We start from the raw sequence: 22,558 nt of genomic DNA, 5'->3' as shown, positions 1-22,558 counted from the left end.
TCAATGCATGAAAATCATATATGCATGCAGTATAGTTCCGTCATGGTAGATAACGGCGGCGTGGGACTGCGGGAGCGCAAGAAGCAGCGCACGCGCCGGGCACTGGTCGAGGCCGCGCTCCGGTTGTTCGACGAGAAGGGCTTCGACGAGACCACACTGGCCGAGATCGCCGCGGAGGCCGACGTGTCGACGCGCACGTTCTTCAGCTACTTCGCGAGCAAGGAGGACGTGGTCTTCTACGACTCCGCCCGCAAGATGGAGCTGGCCGCCGCGGCGATGGCCGACAGGGCTCCCGGCGAGTCGCCGGGCGACGTCCTCCTGCGGATCGTGGAGGAGAGCCTGACCTGGCTGACCACGTACGAGGAGCTCACGTTCGAGGACGCGGAGCTGCGGATCCGGCTCGTGCTCAAAGAGCCCACGCTGCGGGCGCGGGCGCTGGTGATGCTGCTCGAGAGCCAGACCACGCTGGCACGGGCGCTGCGGGAGGCCTACCCCGAGCTGGACCCGGTGGAGGCGGCCGCCGCGGTGGGCGCGATGTTCGGGGCGGTGAAGCTGGCGATCGTCGCCGACCTCGGCCACGACCTGTCCGCGGAGCAGATGTCGAGCACGGCGCGCCGGGCGGCCGAGATCACGCTCGCCGGCCTGCGCTCCCTCGGATAGCTCCGGATGCCCGCTTTCTGAGAAGCTGACCGGAGCGGAGGGGGGCCGGATGGCGGGCAAGCGGTGGCTGATCGATTTCGTTCTGCCGGCGCTGGGGCCGGTCCTGGCGGCGGCGTACGCGGGGGTCAACCTCGTGGCCGTCGAGGCGGCCGTCAAGGCGCAGATCGCGGGCCCGGAGTGGGCGGGCGGCCGGCTCGCCGCTGACGGGATGACGGCGGTGGGCAGGGACGCCTGGAGCCTGATACTGGGCGCCGCCGTGGTCGTGGGGGTCCTGGGAGTGGCGTACGCCGTCATCGGCGTGCTCCTGCGGCGGGGCGGCCGGGGCCGCACGCCCCTGCTCGTGCTGTCGGGCGTCCTGATCGTCCCGTACGCCCTCGCTGTCCTCGTCGCGCTGGTCAACCCCGCCAGGGCGCTGGCGGGGCTCTACGACACCCCTGACTTCGCCGGCGGCCTTCCCGGGTGGCAGTCGGCCACCGTACTCGTCCTGGTGGCGGCCGGGCTGGCCCAGGCCGCGGGGGTGGCGATGGCGGCCGCGCAGGGCAGGCGAGCCGCGAGCGCCCGGACCTGAAGGCAGGCGGGCCACGGGCGCCCGGGCCTGAGGGCTCAGTGGCAGCCGTCGTTCGACCAGGTCGTCCAGCCCATCTGGGCGCCGCCGCGTCCGGTGGCGGCCCAGCCCGGCGGCGGAGCCGTCCCGTACGGGACCACGGCCGTGCACGCGCCCGCCGGGGGCCGGCCGTTGTAGAACTCGATCCGGGTCCACGACACCCGATACGACAGCGGCACCCAGATGTTCCACCGCACCCGCCGGTCCACCGCCACGCGGCCGGGAGACGGCGCCGGCAGCCAGTCCACGCCGCCCGACGGGCGGGCGGGCGCCTGCCCGGCCGTGAACGCGATGTCGATCAGCGCCAGCACGCCGACCACCAGCAGCAGTCTGGCCCGGCGCGCGGTCAGGAAGGCCGCCCCGGTCAGGCAGGCCAGCAGGATCAGGGCGGGCACGGAGGCCTCGACCAGGTTCAGCGCGTCGTTCTCACCCGTGAGAAAGATCACTTCGGGGAAGTCGAACGCGATGAACGCGTAACGCTCCAGCCGGTCCCCCGCGTACCAGGCGGCCACCCCGCCGGTCACCGCCATCAGCCCGGCGGCGGCCAGCGCGTGCCGCACCACGGCCAGGCGCCCACCCTTGATGAGGACGATCAGGCCGGCGAGGGTCCAGGCCACGGCGACGCAGGCCAGGTAGCGCCCGTAGACGTAGTTGCCGACGCGGTGCTCGTCCGGGAGGGCGGCCGAGGAGGCGTACGCGATGCCCAGGGTCGTCAGCAGCAGCGTGCCCGCGAGAACGCGGTGCGCGTACGGCGCGGACCGCCGTACCAGCGTGGCCGCCGCGCCCGCCAGGCCGATGCCCGCGAGCCCCCAGGTGCCGGCGACGAGGTACCAGAGCTGCCCGGCCGCCCCCGACAGCGCCCACGCCTGGCCTTCGAGGCTCGTGAGCCTGGACACCAGCAGCCCCGACAGGTCGCGGGGCCCGCCCGGATAGAGCGCGGCGCTCAGCGCCCCGTTGAGCGCCTTGCCCGCCACCGCGACCACGGCCGCGCCCACCAGCGCCGCGACCGCCGGACCCACCGCCCTCCCGCGGCCCGGCACCACCGCCCTTTTGCGGACCCACACCACCACGACGGCCAGGACGCACACCGCCAGGACCACGGTCCCCCGCAGATGGGCCGCCATCGCGAACGCCGACAGCGCGCCCGCCACCGCCCCGGCCCGCGCCGACCCGTACGCGACCAGGTCGTGCAGCGCGAGCAGCCAGGCCAGGACGAGCACGGGCAGGATCGCGTCGGTCAGCGCCAGTCCGGAGAACACCACCAGCGCCGGCGACAGCGCCGCGACGAACGCCGTGATCAGCGCCGCCCGCCGGCCCAGGCCCATCCGCCGCAGCAGCAGGTACGCCAGCGGGTACGCGCTCGCCGCCGCCATCGACCCCACCCCGGCCACCAGCCGGTACGCCAGGACGGGGTCGGAGGTCAGCCAGAAGACCGGGACCAGCAGCAGCGGATAGCCGCCCTGGTAGAAGGTCGAGCCGGTGAGGTCGGCGCCCGGTCCGCCGGCCAGCCAGCGGGCGGCGAGGAGGTATCCGGTCTCGTCCGGGTTCGCCACCGGTCCCGTGTGATACCGGTACAGCCACAGCCGTAACGCCACGTGGGCGACCCACCCGGCCGCCAGCAGCCACCACAGGCGGGCCCGTCCCGTATGCCGCGCCGTCGTGTGAACGGGCGCCGGCGTCATGAACGCAGTCGTCATGCTCTCCCCCCAAGAAAGTCAGGAGGGAGTCCAGCAAAAGCGGCATAACGGGCCCGTCACCGCTTCTGGTTATGCGGGCGTTATGCCGCCGGCGGCACGGCGGGCGTGCTCAGAACGCGCGTCTCAGAGCCGCTTGAACCTGCCCCGGACGTGCACCGGCACGCCCTTGCCCAGCATCCCGGGCAGGACCTCGGCCACGTTCATCGGCATGCGCACGCACCCGTGCGAAGCCGGATACAGCGGCACCGACAGCGCGCCGTGGAAGGCGATGCCGCCGTTGAAGAAGATCGGGTTGTAGAGCTGCCCCAGGTACGACTTGTGCCAGCCGCGAGCGCGCCACGTCGTCGCGTAGTCGCCCGTCGGCGTGGTGGCCGAGCCGCAGAACCGCTGCTGCTTGCCCTGCCACGCGGCGGACTCGCAGTAGGGGACGCCGCTGCCGGAGGACACGTGGGTGATCAGCTTCACCTCGCCGTCCACGTACAGGACCATGATCTGCTTGGTGAGGTTGACCTCGGCGCGGGTCGGCTTGCCGTTCTTGACCAGGACCTGCGGCGACCTGGGGCTCTCCAGGGCGTCCCATGTGCGCCTGGCGACGGTGCTGGTCGGCTTGATGCCGTTCACCTTCTGGAACGCCCACACGGCCGCCAGCGTCGCGCCCCCGTACCGGCCGTCGGCCCTGCCGGGGCGGTAGCCGAGCTGGGCCAGGCGCCTCTGCAGCCACTGGACGGACTTGCCCTTGGCGCCGAGCCTGAGCGTCTTGCCCGGCGCGGTGACCGTGGCGGGGGTGATGGCGGCGGGACCGGATCGGGCTCCCGCGGAGGTATGTGTGGTGGTCGGGGACGCCGTCCTCATGGACGCCGTCGAACGATGCAATCCATGCGCGCCGCAGCCCGAGAGTGCGACGGCGCCTGCCGTCAAGAGAGCAGCCACTCCGGGCAGCCGTCGAGCCCCCACCAGTACCACCTCGCATACCATGAGCAAACGATCAGTTGACCTTATACCACTCATCATGAATCGGTAATGAAGCGGTCAACCTGTTTAGAGTGTGTCCATGTCTGAGAAGTTGCCGGCCAACGCGGTCGTCGTTCAATCCGCCCTGCGCGAACTGGGGGCGGACGGTGAGGTCATCGTCCTGCCCGAGAAGGCGCCCACGGCGGCGACCGCCGCGGCTCAGGTCGGGTGCGAGGTCGGGGCCATCGCCAACAGCCTGATCTTCGACGCGGACGGCGCGCCGCTGCTCGTGCTGACCAGCGGGGCGCACCGCGTGGACGTGGAGCTGATCGCCCGCACCGCGGGGGTCGGGAAGGTACGCCGGGCGACGCCGGAGTTCGTGAGGGCGGCGACCGGACAGCCCATCGGCGGCGTGGCCCCGGTCGGGCATCCGGCTCCCGTGCGGACCCTGGTGGACAACTGGCTGAGCAAGCACGAGGTGGTGTGGGCGGCCGGGGGGCATCCGCTGACCGTGTTCCCGACGACGTTTGACGAGCTCGTGCGGATCACCGGCGGCACGGCGGTGGACGTCGAGTAGTGTGCGACGGGTGATCGAGTTTCGCGGGGCGGGGCCGGCCGAGTTCGTCGAGCGGCTGGACACGGTGATCGACGTCTACGCGGCCGCCATGAACCCGCCCGCGGACCAGATCAACGGCCGCAAAACCATTATGCGAAATCACGCGACTTATCCCCATTTTCAGTGTTATTTCGCAGAATTGCGCGATCCGTCCCTTTCCGCTCCCCTCACCGTCGGCTTCGCCTACGGCTTCCGCGGCACCCCCGGGCAGTGGTGGCACGACGTGGTCTTCCGCGCCCTGACGGACCGGATCGGCCAGGAGGCCGCCACCGCCTGGCTCGGCTACGCGCTGGAGCTGGCCGAGATCCACGTCCACCCGGACTTCCAGAGCAAGGGCATCGGCCGCGCCATGATCCGCACCCTCTGCGCGGGCCGCCCCGAGCGCTCGGCCGTCCTGTCCACCCACGACCAGCCCACGGCCGCCCGCCACCTCTACGCCAGCATGGGCTTCACGGACCTGCTCTCGAGGTTCATCTTCCCGGGCGGCTACGAGGACTACGCCATCATGGGCCGCCCCCTGCCCTTGACGTGAGGATCACCTCCCGGATGAACCCATGACCATCGGGTTTGTCTGCTGATTACTTGGGGCACCATCCATTACGCAAGGTAGTCACCCCTTTACTAACCGTCTATAACCCCCTGCCCGTCACCCGCCCGGTCCCCCTGCGGGCGGGTGACGGGCCCCTTGCCTCCCACCGCACTCACCACCCCAACGGACCTCGAGGCAACCGACGACCGATGGCCCCGACGCTGCGGGCGACGACCCGGCACAGCGGGCGACAACCTGGGTGGACCGGCACCACGCGGCGACGACCCCTGGACCCAGCACTGCGAGCGACGGGATCGGGCCCGATCCCACGGCGCGGTGACGGAAGGACGGCCAGCGAAACGCGAAGCGACGCACCCAACCCCAGCGCGCCTCCCCACTCGACGTCCGGCCCCGGCGTCCGGCCCCGCCCAGCGCGCCTCCCACCCGGCATTCGGCCCAGGTCCGCACGGCCCCTCCGGCGCCGGTGCGGCGAGAAGGGAGGTCGGCGGAGCCCGGCGCAATGCGTGCGGCGCGAAGATGGGCGACGGGGGCGGCGCAATGTCGTGCGGCGGGTGGGAAGCGTTGGGGTTCTTCGTCGGGCGATCTTGCCGATCGCGCGGGGTCAACGCTTGTGAACCCCCGAAGAGGCCCACGTTGCGCCGTTGCGGCGGCCGGCCACGTGCGGGTCAGCGGGCGTCTTCCTGGAGGTCACCGGCCACGGGCGGCGGGTGGCGCCGCCCGTGCTCCGCCGTAAAGAACGAGCCGTAAAGAGCCGTAAAGAACGACAGGTTTTCAGGCGGAAAGGGGCACCGCGTCGAGGCGTTGGAAGACCTCGCGCGACGCGCTGGAGCGGTTGAAGGTGATGAAGTGGATGCCCGGCGCGCCCTCGTCGAGCAGCCGCCGGCACAGCTCGGCCCCGTGCTCGATGCCCAGCCGCCGCACCGCCGCCGGGTCGTCGGCCACCTCCTCGAAGCGGGCCGCCACCTCCGCCGGGAACGGCGCTCCCGACAGCTGCTCCGAGCGCGCGATCGTGCTCATCTGCGTCACCGGCATGATGCAGGGGATGATCGGCGTGTCACACCCCCTGGCCGCCACCCGGTCGCGCAGCCGCAGGTAGTCGTCCGCGCGGAAGAACATCTGCGTGATCGCGTAGTCGGCCCCCGCCTCGCACTTGCGCACGAAGAACTCGGTGTCGCTCTCGATGGACGGCGAGCGCGGGTGCTTGTACGGGAAGGCGGCGACGCCGACGCAGAAGTCGCCCGCCTGCCTGATCAGCCGCACCAGCTCCTCGGCGTAGAGGACGCCTTCGGGGTGCTGCAACCACTCGGCCGTCGGGTCGCCAGGGGGGTCGCCGCGGACGGCCAGGATGTTGCGCACCCCGGCGTCGGCGAAGCGCCCCACCAGGTGACGCAGCTCGCGGATCGAGTGGTTGACCGCCGTGAAGTGCGCCACGGGCGTGAGCGTCGTGTCGTGGGCGATCCGCTCGACGATGTCGACCGTGCGGTCGCGCGTGGAGCCGCCCGCGCCGTAGGTCACCGACACGAACGTCGGCCGCAGCGACTCCAGCTCCCTGATCGCCTTCCAGAGCTGCCGCTCTCCCTCGTCGGTCTTCGGCGGGAAGAACTCGAAGGAGAACGACCGGCCACCGGCGGCGAGCATGTCGCGGACGGTGGGAACACGATCGGGCAGGATGGAGGGTCGACCAAGCGCCATGTGCCAAGGTTACAGGGACCTCGCCGACTCAAGGTCACGGCCGTGTCACCCCTGCCGCCACAGCCATGTCACCGGCACGAGCGGCACATCACCATCCACGCCACCCCAGATGCCCCTATTGGGACACCTGCACATCCGATCCCCCGCACACGGCCACTAGTCTCAAGGCATGACCACTGACGCCGTTGGCATGAACACCCTCCGCACACAGGTGGAGCGTGCCCTCGGAGAGTTCGTCGAACGACAGCTGCCCGCCCCCGGTGACCCCGAGCTCGAGCCGCTGCGCACGGCCGCCGACGAGTTGCTGGCCGGCGGCAAGCGACTGCGTCCGGCGTTCTGCTACTGGGGCTGGCGCGGCGCGGGCGGCACGGACGTGCCCGCGATCTTCACCGCGGCGGCCTCGCTGGAGCTGCTGCAGGCCAGCGCGCTGGTGCACGACGACGTGATGGACAAGAGCGACCTGCGCAGGGGCATGCCGTCCGCGCACCGCCGGTTCCAGGCGCTGCACGAGAAGTCCGCCTGGTACGGGTCCGCGGAGCAGTTCGGCGAGGGCGCGGCGATCCTGCTGGGCAACCTGCTGCTGATCTGGTCGGGCGAGATGTGGCGCACCAGCGGCCTGCCGCCCGAGTCCCTGGCGGCGGCCCAGCCCGTGCACGACCACATGCGTACGGAGCTGATGTGCGGCCAGTACCTCGACCTGCTGGAGCAGGCCCACGGCGAGAACACGTTCGAGTCGGCGCTGCGGGTGGCGCTGTTCAAGAGCGGCAAATACTCGGTGGAGCAGCCGCTCAGGCTCGGGCTGGTGCTCGCCGGCGGCAAGCTCGCGCCCTGGATGGACGAGCTGTGCACGGGTTACGGCACGCGGGTCGGGATCGCGTTCCAGCTGCGTGACGACATCCTGGGGGTGTTCGGCGACCCGGCGCAGACGGGCAAGCCCGCCGGCGACGACCTGCGGGAGGGCAAGCGGACGATGCTCGTGGCCCGCACGCTGGCGGCCGCGTCCCCGGGTGCGGCGGATACCGTCCGGCAACTGCTGGGGGATCCCGGGCTGGACGAGCACGGGGTGGAGACGCTGCGGCAGATCATCGACGAGACGGGTGCGCTGCAGGAGTGCGAGGACCTGATCGGCGACTATCTGGGGGACGCGCTGTCCGCGCTGGACGAGGCGCCGATCACGGTGGAGGCCCGCGCGGCTCTGACGGAGCTGGCCATCGCCGCCACCTCCCGCAAGACCTGACCTGACCTGTCCTGGGCAGGGGATCGCCACCTTGGGCCCGGCCGCCGACTCGGAGGCGCCCGTGTGGTGGCGGGCGCCTCGTGGGTCACAGGGCCCCGTACGGCCGGGCGGCCTCCTGCGGTCAGGTGGCCGCCGCGGTCAGGGGCTTGCCGGTCAGGGGCTTGCCGGTCAGGCGGAGGACAGGCGCTTGGCGAACTCCGCCGCCGCCGCGCCCGGGTCCTCCGCGTCCGTGATCGCGCGTACGACCACCACGCGGCGCACGCCGTACGACATCACCTCGTCCAGGTTCGCGAGGTCGATGCCGCCGATCCCGAACCACGGCCGCGACGTCTCCAGCGCCGCCGCGTGCCGGAGCAGCGGCGGGCCGGGGGCCGGGCGGCCGGGCTTGGTGGGCGTGGGCCAGATGGGGCCGCAGCAGAAGTAGTCGACGCCCGGCTCCGCTGCCGCGGCGGAAGCCTCGGCCACGGAGTGGGTGGACCGTCCGATGACGATGTCGTCGCCGAGTATCTCTCGCGCGACCGTCACAGGAAGGTCGTCCTGCCCCAGGTGGAGCACGTCGGACCGGGCGGCGTAGGCGACGTCCGCCCGGTCGTTGACGGCCAGCAGTCTGCCGTGCCGGTCGCAGGCGTCGCGGAAGACTTCGAGGAGCGCGAGTTCTTCGCGGGCCTCCAGACCCTTCTCCCGCAGTTGGATGATGTCCACGCCGCCGGCCAGCACCGAGTCGAGGAACTCCGCCAGGTCGCCGCGGTCGCGGCGGCCGTCGGTGCAGAGATAGAGGCGGGCTTCAGAAACCGAGGGCTTGGGCACGCCGCTTGACCTCAGTGTGACGGCCGGCCTTGATCGCCTCGATGGGCGATCCGGGCAGGGACTCGTCAGGGGTGAAGAGCCAGCGCAGCGACTCGACATCGTCGTAGCCGGCGTCCAGCAACACGGTCAGCGTGCCGGGCAGGCCCTTCATCACGTCCTTTCCATCGAGGAACACAGCGGGCACCTGTGGCCCGCCGCCCCCCCGGCGTACGCCGAGCAGCTTGTGGTCCTTGAGGAGTTGCTTGGCCCGCCCGATCGAAAGGTCTAGGCGCGAGGCCACTTCGGGGAGCGTGAGCCACTCGTCGACGAGTTGGTCGGTCTCCCGGTCGATCTGTGCAACAGAAAGCGTCACGAAACCACAACTACCACATGCCGTGCTTGCTCAAACAACACAATCCCGTAGAGAGACTTCTGGATCTACCAGGCGTTCCGCGTCGAGACGGTGTCCCGCGCCGATGATTCTGCGCCCCTGTACGAGGTCTCGCGGCCGGTCCACGGCGAGCACCGCGGCGAGGGCGTCGTCGGCCGTGAGCCAGACGGCCGACCACTTGCCCTCCGGCTCGCCCCGGTAGATCAGGCGCTCGCCTGCCAAATGATGACCGGCGTATTGCACCATGTGCCCGAACTGTTCCGACCAGAAGTACGGAACGGGATCGTACGCGACGTCCTCGCCCAGCAGGCTCGCGGCGGCCACCTCGGGGGCGTTGAGCGCGGTGTCCCAGTGCTCGACCCTGAGCCTGGTCTGCCAGCGGCGCGACCACCAGGCGGCGCAGTCGCCGACGGCGACCGTGTTCGGGAGGGAGGCGCGCAGGTGCTCGTCCACGACGACGCCGTTGTGGAGGTCGATGTCGGCGCCGGTGAGCCATTCGACGGCCGGGCGCACGCCGATGCCCGTGACCACCACGTGGGCGTCCACGAACTCGCCGCCCACCAGCCGCACGCCGCCCTCGTCCACGGAGTCGACCATGGTGTCGAGCCGCAGGTCGATGCCGTCGTACCAGCGCTCGGTGCGGGCCCCGATCTCGGCGCCGACGGCCGTCGCGAGCGGCGCCGGGCCGGCCTCGATCACGGTCACCGCGCACCCGGCGCGGCGGGCGGCGGTGGCCACCTCCGCGCCGATCCAGCCGGCGCCGATGATCGAGACACGGGCGCCGGGGACGAGCATGGCCCTGAGCTCGTGAGCGTCGTCGAGCGTGCGCAGCACGTGTTGCGGGCCGTCGCCGGGCAGCCTGATCGGCTCGGCGCCGGTGGCGATGACCAGCCCGTCGTAGCCGAGCTCGCCCTCGGTGGTCTCCACGACCCCCTCGCGCAGCGCCTTGGCGCTGACCCCCGGCTGGAACACCACGTCGAGCGAGGCCAGGTCGGTGTCGACGTAGCTGGTGTCGGCGTCGCCGAACAGCACGGCCTTGGACAGGGGTGGACGGTCGTAGGGGCGATGCCGTTCCTCGCCGACCAGCGTGATCCGCCCGCCGAACCCCTGTGCGCGCAGCGCCTCCACGGTGCGCACTCCGGCCAGACCCGCTCCCACCACCACGACTTCGTTCACGTTCATGACCCTAACGTGGGCCGGTGTCCGGGCGTCGCAGCGAGGCCGTAGGCTGGGGGCGTAAGACGCGCGGGAGTCCGGCCGTGACCGGGCTGAGAGGAAGGCTGCCATCGGGCCTTCGACCGCAAGACACCTGATCCGGATCATGCCGGCGAAGGGAGCGCGGATGGATGTGATCGTGGGCGGCGGGGTCGTCGGTCTCTCGCTGGCCTGGCGGCTGGCCCGCGAAGGGCGGCCCGTCACCCTGGTGGACCCGGCCCCCGCCTCGGGGGCCTCGCACGCGGCGGCGGGGATGCTGGCGCCGGTCAGCGAGGTCACCTACACGGAGGTGCCGCTGCTGCGGCTCGGTGTGGCGTCGCTGCGCCGCTGGCCCGCCTTCGCCGCCGAGCTGGCCGCCGACGCGGGGCTGGCCGGCCCCGAGGCCCTGGACCTGCGCTCCGAGGGGACGCTCGACGTGGCGTTCGGGGCGGACGACCTGGCCGCGCTGGACGAGCTGGCCGCGTACCTGGAGAAGCTGGAGCTGCCCGTCCGGCGGCTGACCGGGCGCGAGTGCCGCCGCCTGGAGCCCATGCTGGCCCCCTCGGTGCGGGGCGGGCTGCTGGCCGTCGGCGACTCCTGGGTGGACCCGCGCCGCGTGACGGCGGCGCTGCTCGCCGCGCTCGACCGGCGGGGAGTCCAGCTCGTACGGGCGCGCGTCGGCGAGCTGCTGTGCGACGGCGGCCGGGTCACAGGGGTACGCCTGGAGCCGCCCGGCGGCGACGACCGGCGAGCCGAGCTGCGGGCGGAGCGGGTGATCCTGGCGGCCGGGGCGTGGAGCGCCGGGCTGGCCGAGGTGCCGGTCCGGCCGGTCAAGGGGCAGATCATGCGGTTGCGTTCGCCGCAGCCGCTGCTCACCCGGTGCGTCCGCGGCACCGTGCTCGGCACACCGGTCTACCTCGTCCCCCGGGGCGACGGCGAGCTGGTGGTCGGGGCCACACAGGAGGAGATGGGCTTCGACACCAGGGTGACCGCGGGCGGGCTCTACGAGCTGCTGCGCGACGCCAGGGAGCTGGTGCCGGGCATCACGGAGCTGGAGGTCTCCGACGTGGTGGCCGGGCTGCGGCCGGGCACGCCGGACAACCTGCCGCTCATCGGCCCCAGCGGCACCCCGGGGCTGGCGCTGGCCACCGGCCATCACCGGGGCGGCGTGCTCCTGGCGCCGCTCACGGCGGACATTTTGCTGGGCGAGGAGGGCGAGCTCGCGGCCATGTGCTCGCCCGGGAGATTTCGGGATATTTCATGATTGTGATGATCAACGGGGCCTCGCACGAGGTGGCCGACGGCACGACCGTGGCGCAGGCCGTACGCACATTGACCACGGCCACCACCGGAGTGGCCGTGGCCGTCAACGACGAGGTGGTCACGCGGAGCTCGTGGGAGACGACGGCGCTCAGCGACCGTGACCGGGTGGAGGTTCTGACGGCGGTGCAAGGTGGATGATCTGATCATCGCCGGGGAGAGCTTCTCCTCCCGGCTCATCATGGGCACCGGCGGCGCGCCCTCGCTCGACGTGCTCGACCAGGCGCTGGCCGCGTCCGGCACCGAGCTGACCACGGTGGCGATCCGGCGGCTCGACCCGAACGCCCGCGGCTCGGTCCTGGATGTGCTGCGCAAGCGGGACATCAAGGTGCTCCCCAACACCGCGGGCTGCTTCACGGCGGGCGAGGCCGTGCTGACGGCGCGGCTGGCCAGGGAGGCCCTCGGCACCAACTGGATCAAGGTCGAGGTCATCTCCGACGAGCGGACCCTGCTGCCCGACCCGATCGAGACGTTCGACGCGGCCGAGCGGCTGGTGGCCGACGGGTTCGTGGTGCTGCCGTACATCGGGGACGACCCCGCGCTGGCGCGGCGGCTGGAGCAGGCGGGCTGCTCGGCCGTCATGCCGCTGGGCGGGCCGATCGGCTCGGGGCTCGGCATCCGCAACCCGCACAGCATCGAGCTGATCGTGGAGGCCGTGTCCGTGCCGGTGGTGCTCGACGCGGGCATCGGCACGGCCAGCGACGCCGCGCTGGCGATGGAGCTGGGCTGCGCCGCCGTGATGCTGGCCACGGCGGTCACCAGGGCGCAGCGGCCCGATCTCATGGCGGTCGCCATGAAGCAGGCCGTGGAGGCGGGACGGCTGGCGCGGCTGGCGGGCCGCATCCCGCGCAGGCGCTACGCCGAGGCCTCCTCACCGATGACTCCCTGACCGGAGCGCCGACGACCTCCTCCCCCGGATGCCGACGACTCCCCGGCCCGGATGCCGACGACGCCCCGGCCCGGGTGCCGGTGACTCGCCGACCCGAGTGCCGGTGACTCGCCGACCCGAGTGACGCGTGAGGAGCTGGGACGTTCCAACGGGAACGTCTCAGCATCGGTTTCGGGCGGTGAGGCCCTCCCAGTGGCAAAACGCCCGTAAACTCAGCGGGGTGGATACGACGACTGCGGACCCCCTGGTCGGGCGGCTCCTCGATGGGCGCTACCGCATCGAGAGCCGGATCGCCCGGGGCGGTATGGCGACCGTCTACCTCGCGCTGGACGTCCGCCTGGACCGGACGGTGGCGCTGAAGGTCATGCACGGCTCACTGGCCGAGGACCCCGCGTTCGTGCGCAGGTTCATCGGCGAGGCCAAGTCGGTTGCCCGCCTCTCACACCCCAACGTGGTGCACGTCTTCGACCAGGGCACGGACAACGACGTCGTCTACCTGTCGATGGAGTACGTGCCCGGCAAGACGCTGCGCGACATCCTGCGCGAGCGCGGCAGACTGCCCGCCCGCGAGGCGCTCGAGATCATGATCCCGGTGCTCGCCGCCCTCGGCGCGGCCCACCAGGCCGGGATGGTCCACCGCGACGTGAAGCCGGAAAACGTCCTGATGACCGACGACGGCCGGGTCAAGGTCGTCGACTTCGGCCTGGCCCGGGCCATCGAGGCCACCAACCAGACCCGCACCGGCGTGATGATCGGCACCATCGGCTACATGGCGCCCGAACAGGTCACCACCGGCGCCGCCGACGTGCGCAGCGACGTCTACGCCGCGGGCATCATGCTGTTCGAGCTGGTCACCGGCCAGCAGCCGTACGACGGCGCGACGCCCATGTCGGTGGCCTACCGGCACGTCCACGACACCGTGCCCGCGCCGTCCTCGGTGTTCGCCGACGTGCCGCCGCTGATCGACACGCTGGTGACCCAGGCCACGGCCCGCGAGCCGGACCAGCGCCCCGCCGACGCGACCGCGATGCTCGTGGCCGCCGTCGACGCGCACCGGATGCTGCCGCGCCTGACCAACCCGCCGGCCTCCCACGCCCGGACGCAGGTCTTCAACGCCTCCGGCGCCGCCTCGATGCCCCAGCCCGCCCCCGCCCACACCCTGATCCAGCCGCGGGCGGAGGTGCCGCCGCAGCGGCAGCGGGCGGGGTTCAAGCCCAACTGGTTCCTGGTGCTGCTCGCCGGGGTGATGGTGGTCGCGGTCGGGCTGACCGGCTGGTACTTCGCGCAGCCCGAGATGGTCACCGTCCCCGACCTGGTCGGCAAGAACCTGGCGCTGGCCAAGAGCAGCGCCGCCGCGGCCGGTTTCAAGGTCCAGGAGGCCGACGGCGTCAACAACGAGAAGATGGCCGCGGGCCTGGTCCTCAGCACCGACCCGGCGGCCGCCACCGAGGTGGAGAAGGGCACCACGATCACGCTGGTCCCCTCGCTCGGGCCCAAGCGCGTCGCCGTGCCCAACACCGAGGGCATGACCGGCGATCAGGCCCGGGCCAAGATCGCCGATGCCGGGCTGACCGTGGGCGTCGTCAAGCGGCTGGCCAACCAGGAGGTCGAGCGCGACAAGGTCATCCGCACCTCGCCGCAGGTCGGCGAGAAGGTGCGGGAGGGCGCCAAGGTCGACATCTACGTCAGCGCCGGCATGGTGATGCCCGACGTCAACAGCATGCCCAAGGACGAGGCCGCCCAATATCTCGGCGGTCTGGGCTTCCAGGTGCAGGTCAACGAGGTCGACGACGACGCCGAGCCGTGCACGGTCATCGCGCAGACGCCCAAGGCGAAGTCCGAGGTGGACAAGGGCGCGCAGGTCATGGTCACGGTGGCCCGGTGCCAGACGGACTTCTGGGACTGGTTCAACGGCGACAGGGACGACGAGGCCCGCGACGACCAGCAGTTCGCCCTGGTGCCGGCGGTGATCGGCAAGGAGGTCAGGGACGCCAAGGCGGAGTTAGAGGCGCTGGGGTTCAAGGTGCGGGTGCAGCGGCTGGGCAACCGCGGGGTGGTCCAGTTCCAGCGGCCGTTGCCCAACAGCGAGCGGCCGCAGGGGGCCACGGTCGTCCTCTGGCAGTGAGGTCCCTTCGGCGGCGCACGGGCGATCGCCGGAACGCCCGCGCCGCCGACAGAGAGCCGTCGACAGAGAGCCGTCGCACGGGTGAGGCGGCGCTGAGGCTTGGGCGGCCGCCACGGCCTGGGGTTGGCGAGGCGGACGCGGGTTGGTCAGGGCGTGGCGAGGTGGCCGTGGAGGCGGACGCGGGCCAGGCCGCCGTCCGGGTAGATGTCCACCCGTACGTGCGTGACCGGGTCAGGGTGGGCCAGGCGGAAGCGGTGCGGGGTGTCGGGCTGCAGGCGCGTCCTCGGGAGGAGCTCCACCTCCCGGTCACCGTCCAGGCCCGTCAGCGAGACCGCGCCCGGCGCGTTGAACAGCAGGTTCGTGGTGTCAATCTCGGCCAGACCGATCACGCCGCGCCCGGCCAGCCGGATGACCAGCCAGTCGTTCCCGTCGCCGCGGCGGCGGGCGGTCTCCCAGCCCTCCGCCTGGTGGCGGGCCAGGCCGGGGGCGATGGCGTTGTTGGGGGCCGAGTAGAACTCGTTGGAGCAGGCGGTGACCAGCGCGCCGTTCGCGAGCGCGGCCAGGTCGAGGCCGAGCCCGTCGTACACGGACAGGTCGGGCCGGGCCTCCCCGTGCACCCGGAGGCGCGCGACGCCGCCGTCGGGGAAGATGCTCAGCCGCACGTGGGTGAACCGGCGCTCGTCGGTGACGGCGAAGTGGTGCTCGCTGTCGCCGGTGAGCTCGGCCCGGGGCACGATCTCCGTCCACGGAGCGGCCTCGAGCTCGGCCGGGGAGGGGTGGCCCTCGACCGAGGCGGCCTCGACGCGGGCGTGGGGCGGGTAGTTGCCCTTGAACCAGGACGTGTCGATCACCACGCCGCGGATCACGCCGGGGACGCCGAGCCGTACCAGGGCCCAGTCGTGGCCGGGCGAGCGGCGCCGGCGGGTCTCCCACCCGTCGTAGACCTGCCCCTTGCTCCCGAACGTCTCCGCCTGGAAGCCGGGCCGCCCCGGCCGGATCAGGCTCTCCTTCTCGGCGAACGACTCGTCGCTGGCCGCCACGACCGATCCGCCGAGCGTGCGCAGGGCGAGGTCCGGCAGGGTGCTGAAACCTGGCAAATCTACTGCTCTCCCAACAGGAATCGTCCGTGCGGCACGTCGTCCACGGGCCGCCCGCGCAGCCAGGTGGTCAGTACGGCGCCCTTGAGCACCCGGCCGTGATACGGGGTGACCGGGTTCTTGTGGTGCAGGCGCGCGGCGTCCACCGCGTTGTCGGCGGCCGGGTCGAATGCCACCAAATCGGCATCATTACCGGGCTTTATCCCGCCTTTTCCGGGAATGTCGGCCATCGCCGCCGGATTGGCCGACATCCAGCGCACCACGTCCCCCAGCCCGTACCCCCTCCGCGACGCCTCCGTCCAGACCGCGGGCAGCCCGAGCTGGAGTGAGGCGATGCCGCCCCAGGCGGCGGCGAAGTCGGGCACCTTGAGGTCGGCGGGCGAGGGCGAGTGGTCGGACACGACGCAGCTCAGCACGCCCCTGGCCAGCCCGTCCCACAGCAGGTCGCGGTTGGCCTCGGAGCGGATGGGCGGGCAGCACTTGTACGCGGTCGCCCCCTCGGGCACCTGCTCGGCCGCCAGCGTCAGGTAGTGGGGGCACGTCTCCGCCGTGACCGCCACACCCTCGGCCTGAGCCGACTCCAGCACCTCCAGGCAGGAGGCGCTGGAGACGTGCAGGATGTGCACCCGGGCGCCGGTCCGCGCCGCCAGCCCCACCACCCGCGCGACGGCGCTGCGCTCCGACTCCCCCGGCCGCGACTCCAGGAACTCCCGGTACGTCGGCCCGGCCGGCTCCCCGAGCAGCGCCGGGTCCTCGGCGTGCACCACCATCACCCCGCCGACCGCGGCCACCTCGGTCAGCGCCTCCCGCAGCTCGGAGTCGCCAAGCGGCGGGAACTCCTCCACCCCCGACGGCGACATGAAGCACTTGAACCCGAAGACCCCGCGCTCGCGCAGGGGGGCGAGGTCCTTGACGTTGCCCGGCACGGCCCCGCCCCAGAAGCCCACGTCCACGTGGCACTGCCCCTCGGCGGCCCGCAGCTTGGCCTCGAAGGCGGCCACGTTCACGGTGGGCGGGAGGGAGTTGAGCGGCATGTCGAGGATCGTGGTGACGCCTCCGGCGGCGGCCGCCCTGGTCGCCGAGCCGAACCCCTCCCAGTGCGTCCGCCCCGGTTCGTTGACGTGCACGTGGGTGTCGACCAGGCCGGGGAGCAGGGCCAGGTCGCGCAGGTCGATGTCCTCGGCGGCGTCGAGCGGGGCGTCGTAGTCGTACAGGCCCGCGATCTTCTCGCCCCGCACGGCCACCGCCGCCGCCCGCTCCCCCTCGGGGGTGACGGTGCGGCGGGATCGGATCACCAGATCGATCATCTAGTCCTCTTGGAGATGGACGGCTGCCAGCCGTGCGGCCAGGCGTTCGAGCAGGGGCCCGGCCTCGGCCATGCAGCGTTCGGGGTCGGGTTCGAGGTCGGTGAGGGCGTAGGCGGCCTCGATGCCGGCGGCCCGCAGCTCGTCGTCGGTGAGCGTACGGCGCCCGCAGACGGCCACCACGGGGACGCCCGCCTCGGCCGCGGCCCGCGCCACCCCGACGGGGGCCTTGCCGCGCAGGGACTGCTCATCGAGCGACCCCTCGCCGGTGATCACCAGCCGCGCGTCCTTGACCAGCTCGCCGAACCCGAGCAGGTCGAGCAGGTAGCCGATGCCGGGCCGGATCTCGGCGTGCAGGAACGCCAGCGCGGCGAACCCCACCCCGCCGGCCGCCCCCGCCCCCGGCGCGCCCGCCACGCCCATCGCGCGCGGCGTGTCGTCGTGCTCGTGCTCATGGTCGCGCCCGCTTCGCTCCTCGTTGGCTCGTCCCTCGCTCTCTCGTCGCGAGCTCCTGCGCTCCGGCGCGCCCATCAGCCCGTGAGTGGCGGTCGCGACGGCGGCCAGCCGGGTCAGACCGGCCTCCAGCGTCTTGACGTCGTCCGGGGTGGCGCCCTTCTGGGGCCCGTAGACGGCGGCGGCGCCGTGCGGGCCGAGGAGCGGGTTGTCCACATCACTGGCCACCACGAACTCCACACCGGAGACGTCCACGAACCCCGACAGGTCGATCCGGGCGAGCTCCTTCAGCGCGGCCCCGCCCCGGGGGAGGTCGCCGCCGTCGGCGTCCAGCAGGCGCGCGCCGAGCGCCTGCGCCATGCCCGCTCCGCCGTCGGTGCAGGCGCTCCCGCCCAGCCCCAGGACCACGCGCTTGGCGCCCCGGCGCACGGCGTCCGCGATCAGCTCGCCCGTGCCGTGGCTGGTGGCGGTCAGCGGCTCGTGCCCGCCGGGGAGGCGGCGCAGCCCCGACGCCTCCGCCAGCTCCACCACCGCCGTCGCGGCGGCGTCCTGCCAGGCGTACGAGGCGGAGATCCGCTCGCCGGTGGGCCCGGTGACCTCGATCGTGACCCGGCTGAACCCGCCGGCCACGGCCGCGTCCACGGTGCCGTCGCCCCCGTCGGCCACCGGCAGCTCCACCGTGGGGACGCCGAGCCCGGCCGAGACCCGGGCGGCCACCTCGGCCGCCGTCAGCGATCCCTTGAACTTGTCGGGGGCGACCAGAACCTGCTGAACCACTACGAACCCCTACAGGATGGTGAACAATGTCCTGACACGCCTTCCTGCCCGGTGCGAGCGGGCAGGAAGGCGTGACCCATCATCTTGACACCGGTGTGTTCCAAGGAACCACACCGGTACGCCGGCGGCCAGGACGACCGCACGGTGCTGGTGATGCCGTACGGGATTAACCTGATCGTCCCGAACCGTTCCCCTGATGGCTTGGCGGGTACGGGAAGCTGATGCGAGGCGAGAACGACGAGGCGGTGGGCGTGAAGCAGGTTGCCCTTCCGGACACGGAGCAGGTTCGCTTGCTGGATTCGACGCCGGGCCTGATCGTGGACGACAGTGACGATGACGATCCGGTGCTGCTGCGGCCTGACGGCAGCCCGTTCGACACCTGGCGCGAGCACTATCCGTATTCCGAGCGCATGCAGCGGCAGGAGTACGAGCGCGTCAAGCGGCTGCTGCAGATCGAGTTGCTCAAGCTGCAGTACTGGGTCAAGGCGAACGGGGAGCGGCTGGTCATCCTGTTCGAGGGCCGGGACGCGGCGGGCAAGGGCGGCACCATCAAGCGGTTCATGGAGCACCTCAACCCCCGCGGCGCCACGGTGGTCGCGTTGGAGAAGCCGTCGGAACGCGAGCGCACCCAGTGGTACTTCCAGCGCTACATCGCCCACCTGCCCGCCGCCGGGGAGATCGTCCTGTTCGACCGCTCCTGGTACAACCGTGCCGGGGTCGAGCGCGTGATGGGCTTCTGCACCGAGGCCCAGTGCCGCGAGTTCATGCAGCAGGCGCCGCAGTTCGAGGGGGCCCTGGTACGCGACGGCATCCGTCTGATCAAGCTCTGGTTCTCGGTGACCCGCTCCGAGCAGCGCACCCGCTTCATCATCCGCCAGGTCGACCCCGTGAGGCAGTGGAAGTTGTCGCCGATGGACCTGGCCTCGCTCGACAGGTGGGACGACTACACCGTCGCCAAGGAGGAGATGTTCCTCCACACCGACATCCCCGAGGCTCCCTGGACGGTCATCAAGAGCAACGACAAGAAGCGCGGCCGGGTGGAGGCCATGCGTCACGTGCTGAGCCTGTTCCACTACGACAAGAAGGACTACGAGGTGGTCGGCACCCCGGACCCGCTCATCGTCCGGTCGGCCGCCGACATCTTCGAGGAGGACCACACCGGCCCGCCCGCCTGACCGACGGGCGTCGCGGCCGGTTCTTCGACGCGGATGCGCCAGGTGACCCGGAAAGGTCAGGAGACCGTGCGGATGAACTCCTCCAGCGAGTAGCGGCCGTCCTGGTCGGAGTCGGCGGCCTGGCTCATCGCCCCCAGCGCCTCCGCCGGGAGACCCGGGAAGTGCCGCGTCAGCTCGGCCTCGCTGATGTAGCCGTCGCCGTCTGTGTCGATCGACGCGAAAGTGCTCTTGAGCTGCGCCAGCCGCTCGTCGGGGAGTTCCTCGGGCACGGGATCGCCTTTCTGCTCGTTCGGGACATTCCCACCCTAGTCTCCCGGTCAGTGGAGCTCCTTGGCGGCGGTCAGGCCACGTTCGTCCGCCAGCCGCATCAGCCGGCGGTGGGCCTCGGCGCCCGCGCGCCCGGCGGCGTCCTGGGGGACGGTCCGCAGCTCGCCGTCCTCGACCACGACCCGGCCGCCGACCAGCACCCGCGCGAGCGGCGGCGGGGGGCCGAAGACGAGCGCGCAGACCGGGTCGGCCACCGCCGAGGTGAAGGGGCCGTCGACGCGCCAGAGGGCGAGGTCGGCCAGCTTGCCGGGTTCGAGGGTGCCGAGTTCGTGCTCGCGGCCGAGGTTGCGGGCCCCGCCGAGCGTGGCGATCTCGAGGGCCTGGCGGGCCGTGAGCGCCTGGGGGCCGTACCTGGCGCGCTGGAACAGCAGAGCCTGCCGCAGCTCTCCCACGAGCGGCGTCAGCTCGGAGGAGGCGCTGCCGTCCACGCCGAGGCCCACGTTGGCGCCGCGGCGCAGCATCTCGGAGACGCGGGCGATGCCGGCGCCGAGCCGGCCGTTCGACGAGGGGCAGTGCGCCGAGCCCGTGCCGGTGGCGGCGAGCTTGCCGATGTCGTCGTCACTCAGGTGTACGGAGTGCGCGAACCACACGTCGGGCCCCAGCCAGCCCAGCTTCTCCATGTAGTCCACGGGGCGCAGCCCGAACTGGGCCAGGCAGTGCTCGTCCTCGTCCGAGGTCTCGGCGACGTGCGTGTGCAGGCGTACGCCCTTGGCCCTGGCCAGGGCGGCGGACTCGGTCATCAGCTCGGCGCTGGAGGAGAACGGCGAGCACGGCGCGACCGCGATCCGCAGCATCGAGGAGAAGGACGGGTCGTGGTAGGCGTCCACGGCCTCCGCCGTGGCGGTCAGGATCTCGTCCAGCTCCTCGACCACGACGTCCGGCGGCAGCCCGCCCTGCGACTCGCCCCGGTCCATCGAGCCGCGGGCGGGGTGGAAGCGGATGCCCACCTCGCGGGCGGCCTCGATCTCGGCCGCGAACAGGTCGCCCCTGCCCTTGGGGAAGATGTAGTGGTGGTCGCTGGAGGTGGTGCAGCCCGACAGCGCCAGCCAGCCGAGGCCCGCCGTGGCCGCCCCGTTGACCACTTCGGCGTCCATGGCGGCCCACACCCGGTAGAGCGCGACCAGCCACTCGAACAGCGTCGCGTCCTGGGCCAGGCCCTGCGAGGCCCACTGGTAGAGGTGGTGGTGGGTGTTGACGAGGCCGGGGGTGGCCAGGCAGCCGGTGCCGTCGATCCTGTTCGAGTGGCCGGCCGCGCCCGGAGCAGCAGGCGCGGGACCGGGGCCGAGCTCCGCGATCCGGTCCCCCTCGATCCTGATATATCCGGATTGGATCTCCGGGCCGGCGACCGGCGCGATGTGGACGTTCTCGATGAGCAGGCTCACTCGGCGGCCGCCTTCCGCGACGCGGCCAGCCGTACCGCTTCGATGATCTTCTCGTAGCCCGTGCACCGGCACAGGTTCCCGGCCAGCGCCTCCCTGATCTCCGCGTCGGAGGGCCGCTCCACCCGCGCGATCAGGTCGTGCGCCTGCACCAGCAGCCCCGGCGTGCAGAACCCGCACTGCACGGCCCCGCACTCCACGAACGCCTGCTGGACCGGGTCGAGCCGGTCCTCCTCGGCCAGCCCTTCGACGGTGCGCACCTGACGCCCCTCGGCCTGCCCGGCGGCGACCAGGCAGGAGCAGACCGGCACGCCGTCGAGATAGACCGTGCAGGATCCGCATTCGCCCTGCTCGCAGGCGTTCTTGGAGCCGGGGAGCCCGACACGCTCGCGCAGCACGTACAGGAGGCTCTCGCCTTCCCAGACGTCGTCGGCGATCTCTTTCCGGCCGTTGACGGTGAAGGTGACGCGCATCAGGCGGCCCTCTTTCCCAGATGGTCGTTCCAGGCCCAGGCCAGCGTGCGGCGGGCCATCACGCCGATGGCGTGCACCCGGTAGGCGGCCTTTCCCCGTACGTCGTCGATCGGCGCCGCGGCCGCCGCGCACAGCTCGCCGAATCGCCTGGTCAACGCCGGATCGAGCGGCTCCGTCCAGTCTAGTTCGCGGGCCAGCAGCTCTTCCGCCTCCGGCGCCCGGCGCGGCGTGGGCGCCGCGGAGCCGATCCCCGTGCCGACCCGCCGCTCGTCCGGGTGCAGCGCGATCGCGAACGAGCACACCGCGATCACCATGGCGTTGCGCGTGCCGACCTTGGAGAAGTATTGAGGCCCGGTCGCGGGCCTGACGTGCACGGCCCTGATCAGCTCGTCCGGCTCCAGCGCGCTGCGCTTGACCCCCAGGTAGAAGTCGTCGGCCGGGATCATCCTGACGCCGCGCTCGCGCGACTCCGCCTCGACCACCGCGCCGGCCGCCAGCAGCGGCGGGTGGCTGTCGCCGGCGGGCGAGGCCGCGCCGAGGTTGCCGCCGACGGAGCCGCGGTTGCGGATCTGCGGCGAGCCGACCGTGCGCGCGGCCTGGGCGAGCCCCGGCAGCGGCCCGGCCAGCTCCTCGATGACCCGCGCGTACGGCACCGCGGCCCCGAGCCGGCACATGCCGCCCACCATGGCCCACTCCCGCAGCTCGGCCACCTGGTTGAGGTCGAGCAGCGCGGCGGGCCTGCGCACGTCCATGTTGATCTCCACCATCACGTCGGTGCCGCCCTGGATGGGCACCGCGTCGGGCCGGTCCGCCTTGGCGGCCAGCGCCTCCTCCCACGTCGTGGGTCGCAAGAAGTCCATA

The 22,558-nt window shown here is 72.2% G+C and carries 23 protein-coding genes and 1 riboswitch; of the genes, 10 read left to right on the top strand and 13 right to left on the bottom strand.

Features of this window, described 5'->3' with window-relative positions:
- Positions 1-42: 42 nt before the first annotated feature.
- Both AB0L65_RS29260 and AB0L65_RS29255 read left to right on the top strand, forming a co-directional pair.
- Positions 43-660 (top strand): TetR family transcriptional regulator, encoded by a 618-nt coding sequence (locus tag AB0L65_RS29260; protein WP_363963615.1) that lies wholly within the window; start codon positions 43-45, stop codon positions 658-660.
- Between the two features lie 49 nt (positions 661-709).
- Positions 710-1,228, top strand: a complete 519-nt coding sequence (locus tag AB0L65_RS29255) for a hypothetical protein (RefSeq protein ID WP_364251399.1) — start codon at positions 710-712, stop codon at positions 1,226-1,228.
- A 35-nt stretch (positions 1,229-1,263) separates the two neighbouring features.
- Here the strand turns inward: AB0L65_RS29255 and AB0L65_RS29250 are convergent, their stop codons facing one another.
- Together AB0L65_RS29250 and AB0L65_RS29245 are read right to left on the bottom strand one after the other, a co-directional pair.
- Positions 1,264-2,961, bottom strand: coding sequence for a hypothetical protein (locus AB0L65_RS29250; RefSeq protein ID WP_364251396.1), 1,698 nt, complete (start codon positions 2,959-2,961; stop codon positions 1,264-1,266).
- 123 nt (positions 2,962-3,084) lie between these two features.
- Positions 3,085-3,813 carry a L,D-transpeptidase family protein gene (locus AB0L65_RS29245; RefSeq protein WP_364251393.1) on the bottom strand — a complete coding sequence of 243 codons (729 nt, stop codon included), beginning with the start codon at positions 3,811-3,813 and terminating at the stop codon, positions 3,085-3,087.
- A 199-nt stretch (positions 3,814-4,012) separates the two neighbouring features.
- Here AB0L65_RS29245 and AB0L65_RS29240 point away from each other — a divergent pair, with 199 nt between their 5' ends.
- Entirely contained in the window at positions 4,013-4,489 is a 477-nt protein-coding gene (locus AB0L65_RS29240) for a YbaK/EbsC family protein (protein WP_364251390.1), read from the top strand.
- A 10-nt stretch (positions 4,490-4,499) separates the two neighbouring features.
- Entirely contained in the window at positions 4,500-5,060 is a 561-nt protein-coding gene (locus AB0L65_RS29235) for a GNAT family N-acetyltransferase (RefSeq protein WP_364251387.1), read from the top strand.
- Between the two features lie 789 nt (positions 5,061-5,849).
- On the opposite strand, the gene metF is transcribed toward AB0L65_RS29235, so the two are convergent.
- Complete coding sequence (gene metF / locus AB0L65_RS29230) at positions 5,850-6,770, bottom strand: methylenetetrahydrofolate reductase [NAD(P)H] (protein WP_363963605.1); 921 nt, start codon at positions 6,768-6,770, stop codon at positions 5,850-5,852.
- Positions 6,771-6,939: 169 nt separating this feature from the next.
- Between metF and AB0L65_RS29225 the strand changes: the two genes are divergently transcribed.
- Positions 6,940-8,007 carry a polyprenyl synthetase family protein gene (locus AB0L65_RS29225; protein WP_364251384.1) on the top strand — a complete coding sequence of 356 codons (1,068 nt, stop codon included), beginning with the start codon at positions 6,940-6,942 and terminating at the stop codon, positions 8,005-8,007.
- A gap of 168 nt (positions 8,008-8,175) precedes the next feature.
- On the opposite strand, the gene thiE is transcribed toward AB0L65_RS29225, so the two are convergent.
- The 3 genes from thiE to AB0L65_RS29210 are packed head-to-tail and all read right to left on the bottom strand — an operon-like array spanning position 8,176 to position 10,366.
- Positions 8,176-8,814, bottom strand: a complete 639-nt coding sequence (gene thiE / locus AB0L65_RS29220) for a thiamine phosphate synthase (protein ID WP_364251381.1) — start codon at positions 8,812-8,814, stop codon at positions 8,176-8,178.
- On the bottom strand, positions 8,792-9,166 hold the full coding sequence (locus AB0L65_RS29215) for an Rv2175c family DNA-binding protein (protein ID WP_357705314.1): 375 nt from the start codon (positions 9,164-9,166) through the stop codon (positions 8,792-8,794). The genes thiE and AB0L65_RS29215 overlap by 23 nt, the downstream gene beginning before the upstream one ends.
- 30 nt (positions 9,167-9,196) lie before the next feature.
- Complete coding sequence (locus AB0L65_RS29210; protein WP_364251378.1) at positions 9,197-10,366, bottom strand: FAD-dependent oxidoreductase; 1,170 nt, start codon at positions 10,364-10,366, stop codon at positions 9,197-9,199.
- A 53-nt stretch (positions 10,367-10,419) separates the two neighbouring features.
- A riboswitch (TPP riboswitch) is annotated at positions 10,420-10,537 on the top strand.
- Here AB0L65_RS29210 and thiO point away from each other — a divergent pair.
- The 4 genes from thiO to pknB all read left to right on the top strand — a co-directional run bounded on the left by thiO (position 10,527) and on the right by pknB (position 14,712).
- The gene (gene thiO, locus AB0L65_RS29205) at positions 10,527-11,642 is read left to right on the top strand and encodes a glycine oxidase ThiO (protein WP_364251375.1); all 1,116 of its coding nucleotides are present in this window, start codon (positions 10,527-10,529) and stop codon (positions 11,640-11,642) included. Its footprint overlaps the riboswitch before it by 11 nt.
- Entirely contained in the window at positions 11,639-11,839 is a 201-nt protein-coding gene (thiS, locus tag AB0L65_RS29200; RefSeq protein ID WP_350729053.1) for a sulfur carrier protein ThiS, read from the top strand. Before thiO ends, thiS begins: the two co-directional genes overlap by 4 nt.
- Positions 11,832-12,587 (top strand): thiazole synthase, encoded by a 756-nt coding sequence (locus tag AB0L65_RS29195; RefSeq protein ID WP_350729052.1) that lies wholly within the window; start codon positions 11,832-11,834, stop codon positions 12,585-12,587. The genes thiS and AB0L65_RS29195 overlap by 8 nt, the downstream gene beginning before the upstream one ends.
- A gap of 220 nt (positions 12,588-12,807) precedes the next feature.
- The gene (gene pknB, locus AB0L65_RS29190) at positions 12,808-14,712 is read left to right on the top strand and encodes a Stk1 family PASTA domain-containing Ser/Thr kinase (RefSeq protein ID WP_364251371.1); all 1,905 of its coding nucleotides are present in this window, start codon (positions 12,808-12,810) and stop codon (positions 14,710-14,712) included.
- A gap of 146 nt (positions 14,713-14,858) precedes the next feature.
- Here pknB and alc read toward each other — a convergent pair whose 3' ends face one another.
- Genes alc through AB0L65_RS29175 form a run of 3 tightly spaced genes read right to left on the bottom strand, consistent with a single transcriptional unit; the run spans position 14,859 to position 18,343 of the window.
- Positions 14,859-15,809: an allantoicase gene (gene alc, locus AB0L65_RS29185; RefSeq protein WP_364251368.1), complete on the bottom strand. Its 951-nt coding sequence runs from the start codon at positions 15,807-15,809 to the stop codon at positions 14,859-14,861.
- 2 nt (positions 15,810-15,811) lie between these two features.
- On the bottom strand, positions 15,812-17,116 hold the full coding sequence (gene allB / locus AB0L65_RS29180) for an allantoinase AllB (RefSeq protein WP_364251365.1): 1,305 nt from the start codon (positions 17,114-17,116) through the stop codon (positions 15,812-15,814).
- Positions 17,117-18,343, bottom strand: a complete 1,227-nt coding sequence (locus tag AB0L65_RS29175; RefSeq protein ID WP_364251362.1) for a glycerate kinase — start codon at positions 18,341-18,343, stop codon at positions 17,117-17,119.
- 290 nt (positions 18,344-18,633) lie between these two features.
- Between AB0L65_RS29175 and ppk2 the strand changes: the two genes are divergently transcribed.
- On the top strand, positions 18,634-19,518 hold the full coding sequence (gene ppk2 / locus AB0L65_RS29170; protein ID WP_364251359.1) for a polyphosphate kinase 2: 885 nt from the start codon (positions 18,634-18,636) through the stop codon (positions 19,516-19,518).
- A 56-nt stretch (positions 19,519-19,574) separates the two neighbouring features.
- On the opposite strand, the gene AB0L65_RS29165 is transcribed toward ppk2, so the two are convergent.
- From AB0L65_RS29165 to AB0L65_RS29150, 4 genes are read right to left on the bottom strand one after another with little or no spacing between them, the layout of a single operon-like run.
- Complete coding sequence (locus AB0L65_RS29165; RefSeq protein WP_364251357.1) at positions 19,575-19,787, bottom strand: EF-hand domain-containing protein; 213 nt, start codon at positions 19,785-19,787, stop codon at positions 19,575-19,577.
- Positions 19,788-19,835: 48 nt separating this feature from the next.
- Positions 19,836-21,227, bottom strand: coding sequence for an 8-oxoguanine deaminase (locus tag AB0L65_RS29160; RefSeq protein WP_364251354.1), 1,392 nt, complete (start codon positions 21,225-21,227; stop codon positions 19,836-19,838).
- A complete protein-coding gene (locus AB0L65_RS29155) occupies positions 21,224-21,697 on the bottom strand; it encodes a (2Fe-2S)-binding protein (RefSeq protein WP_364251351.1) in 474 nt (157 codons plus the stop codon). The genes AB0L65_RS29160 and AB0L65_RS29155 overlap by 4 nt, the downstream gene beginning before the upstream one ends.
- A complete protein-coding gene (locus AB0L65_RS29150) occupies positions 21,697-22,557 on the bottom strand; it encodes an FAD binding domain-containing protein (protein ID WP_364251348.1) in 861 nt (286 codons plus the stop codon). Before AB0L65_RS29150 ends, AB0L65_RS29155 begins: the two co-directional genes overlap by 1 nt.
- Position 22,558: the final 1 nt, after the last annotated feature.

Origin of the sequence: Nonomuraea sp. NPDC052116, assembly GCF_040680035.1 — a bacterium.
Lineage (GTDB): Bacteria > Actinomycetota > Actinomycetes > Streptosporangiales > Streptosporangiaceae > Nonomuraea > Nonomuraea angiospora_A.
This window is presented reverse-complemented; position numbering and strand designations above follow the sequence as displayed.

What these genes read in the sequence shown, in the direction of transcription:
- AB0L65_RS29260 (WP_363963615.1), top strand. Translation starts at nt 43, where the DNA reads ATGGTAGATAACGGCGGCGTGGGACTGCGGGAGCGCAAGAAGCAGCGC.
- AB0L65_RS29255 (WP_364251399.1), top strand. Translation starts at nt 710, where the DNA reads ATGGCGGGCAAGCGGTGGCTGATCGATTTCGTTCTGCCGGCGCTGGGG.
- AB0L65_RS29250 (WP_364251396.1), bottom strand. Translation starts at nt 2,961, where the DNA reads ATGACGACTGCGTTCATGACGCCGGCGCCCGTTCACACGACGGCGCGG.
- AB0L65_RS29245 (WP_364251393.1), bottom strand. Translation starts at nt 3,813, where the DNA reads ATGAGGACGGCGTCCCCGACCACCACACATACCTCCGCGGGAGCCCGA.
- AB0L65_RS29240 (WP_364251390.1), top strand. Translation starts at nt 4,013, where the DNA reads ATGTCTGAGAAGTTGCCGGCCAACGCGGTCGTCGTTCAATCCGCCCTG.
- metF (WP_363963605.1), bottom strand. Translation starts at nt 6,770, where the DNA reads ATGGCGCTTGGTCGACCCTCCATCCTGCCCGATCGTGTTCCCACCGTC.
- AB0L65_RS29225 (WP_364251384.1), top strand. Translation starts at nt 6,940, where the DNA reads ATGACCACTGACGCCGTTGGCATGAACACCCTCCGCACACAGGTGGAG.
- AB0L65_RS29210 (WP_364251378.1), bottom strand. Translation starts at nt 10,366, where the DNA reads ATGAACGTGAACGAAGTCGTGGTGGTGGGAGCGGGTCTGGCCGGAGTG.
- thiO (WP_364251375.1), top strand. Translation starts at nt 10,527, where the DNA reads ATGGATGTGATCGTGGGCGGCGGGGTCGTCGGTCTCTCGCTGGCCTGG.
- thiS (WP_350729053.1), top strand. Translation starts at nt 11,639, where the DNA reads ATGATTGTGATGATCAACGGGGCCTCGCACGAGGTGGCCGACGGCACG.
- allB (WP_364251365.1), bottom strand. Translation starts at nt 17,116, where the DNA reads ATGATCGATCTGGTGATCCGATCCCGCCGCACCGTCACCCCCGAGGGG.
- AB0L65_RS29155 (WP_364251351.1), bottom strand. Translation starts at nt 21,697, where the DNA reads ATGCGCGTCACCTTCACCGTCAACGGCCGGAAAGAGATCGCCGACGAC.
- AB0L65_RS29150 (WP_364251348.1), bottom strand. Translation starts at nt 22,557, where the DNA reads ATGGACTTCTTGCGACCCACGACGTGGGAGGAGGCGCTGGCCGCCAAG.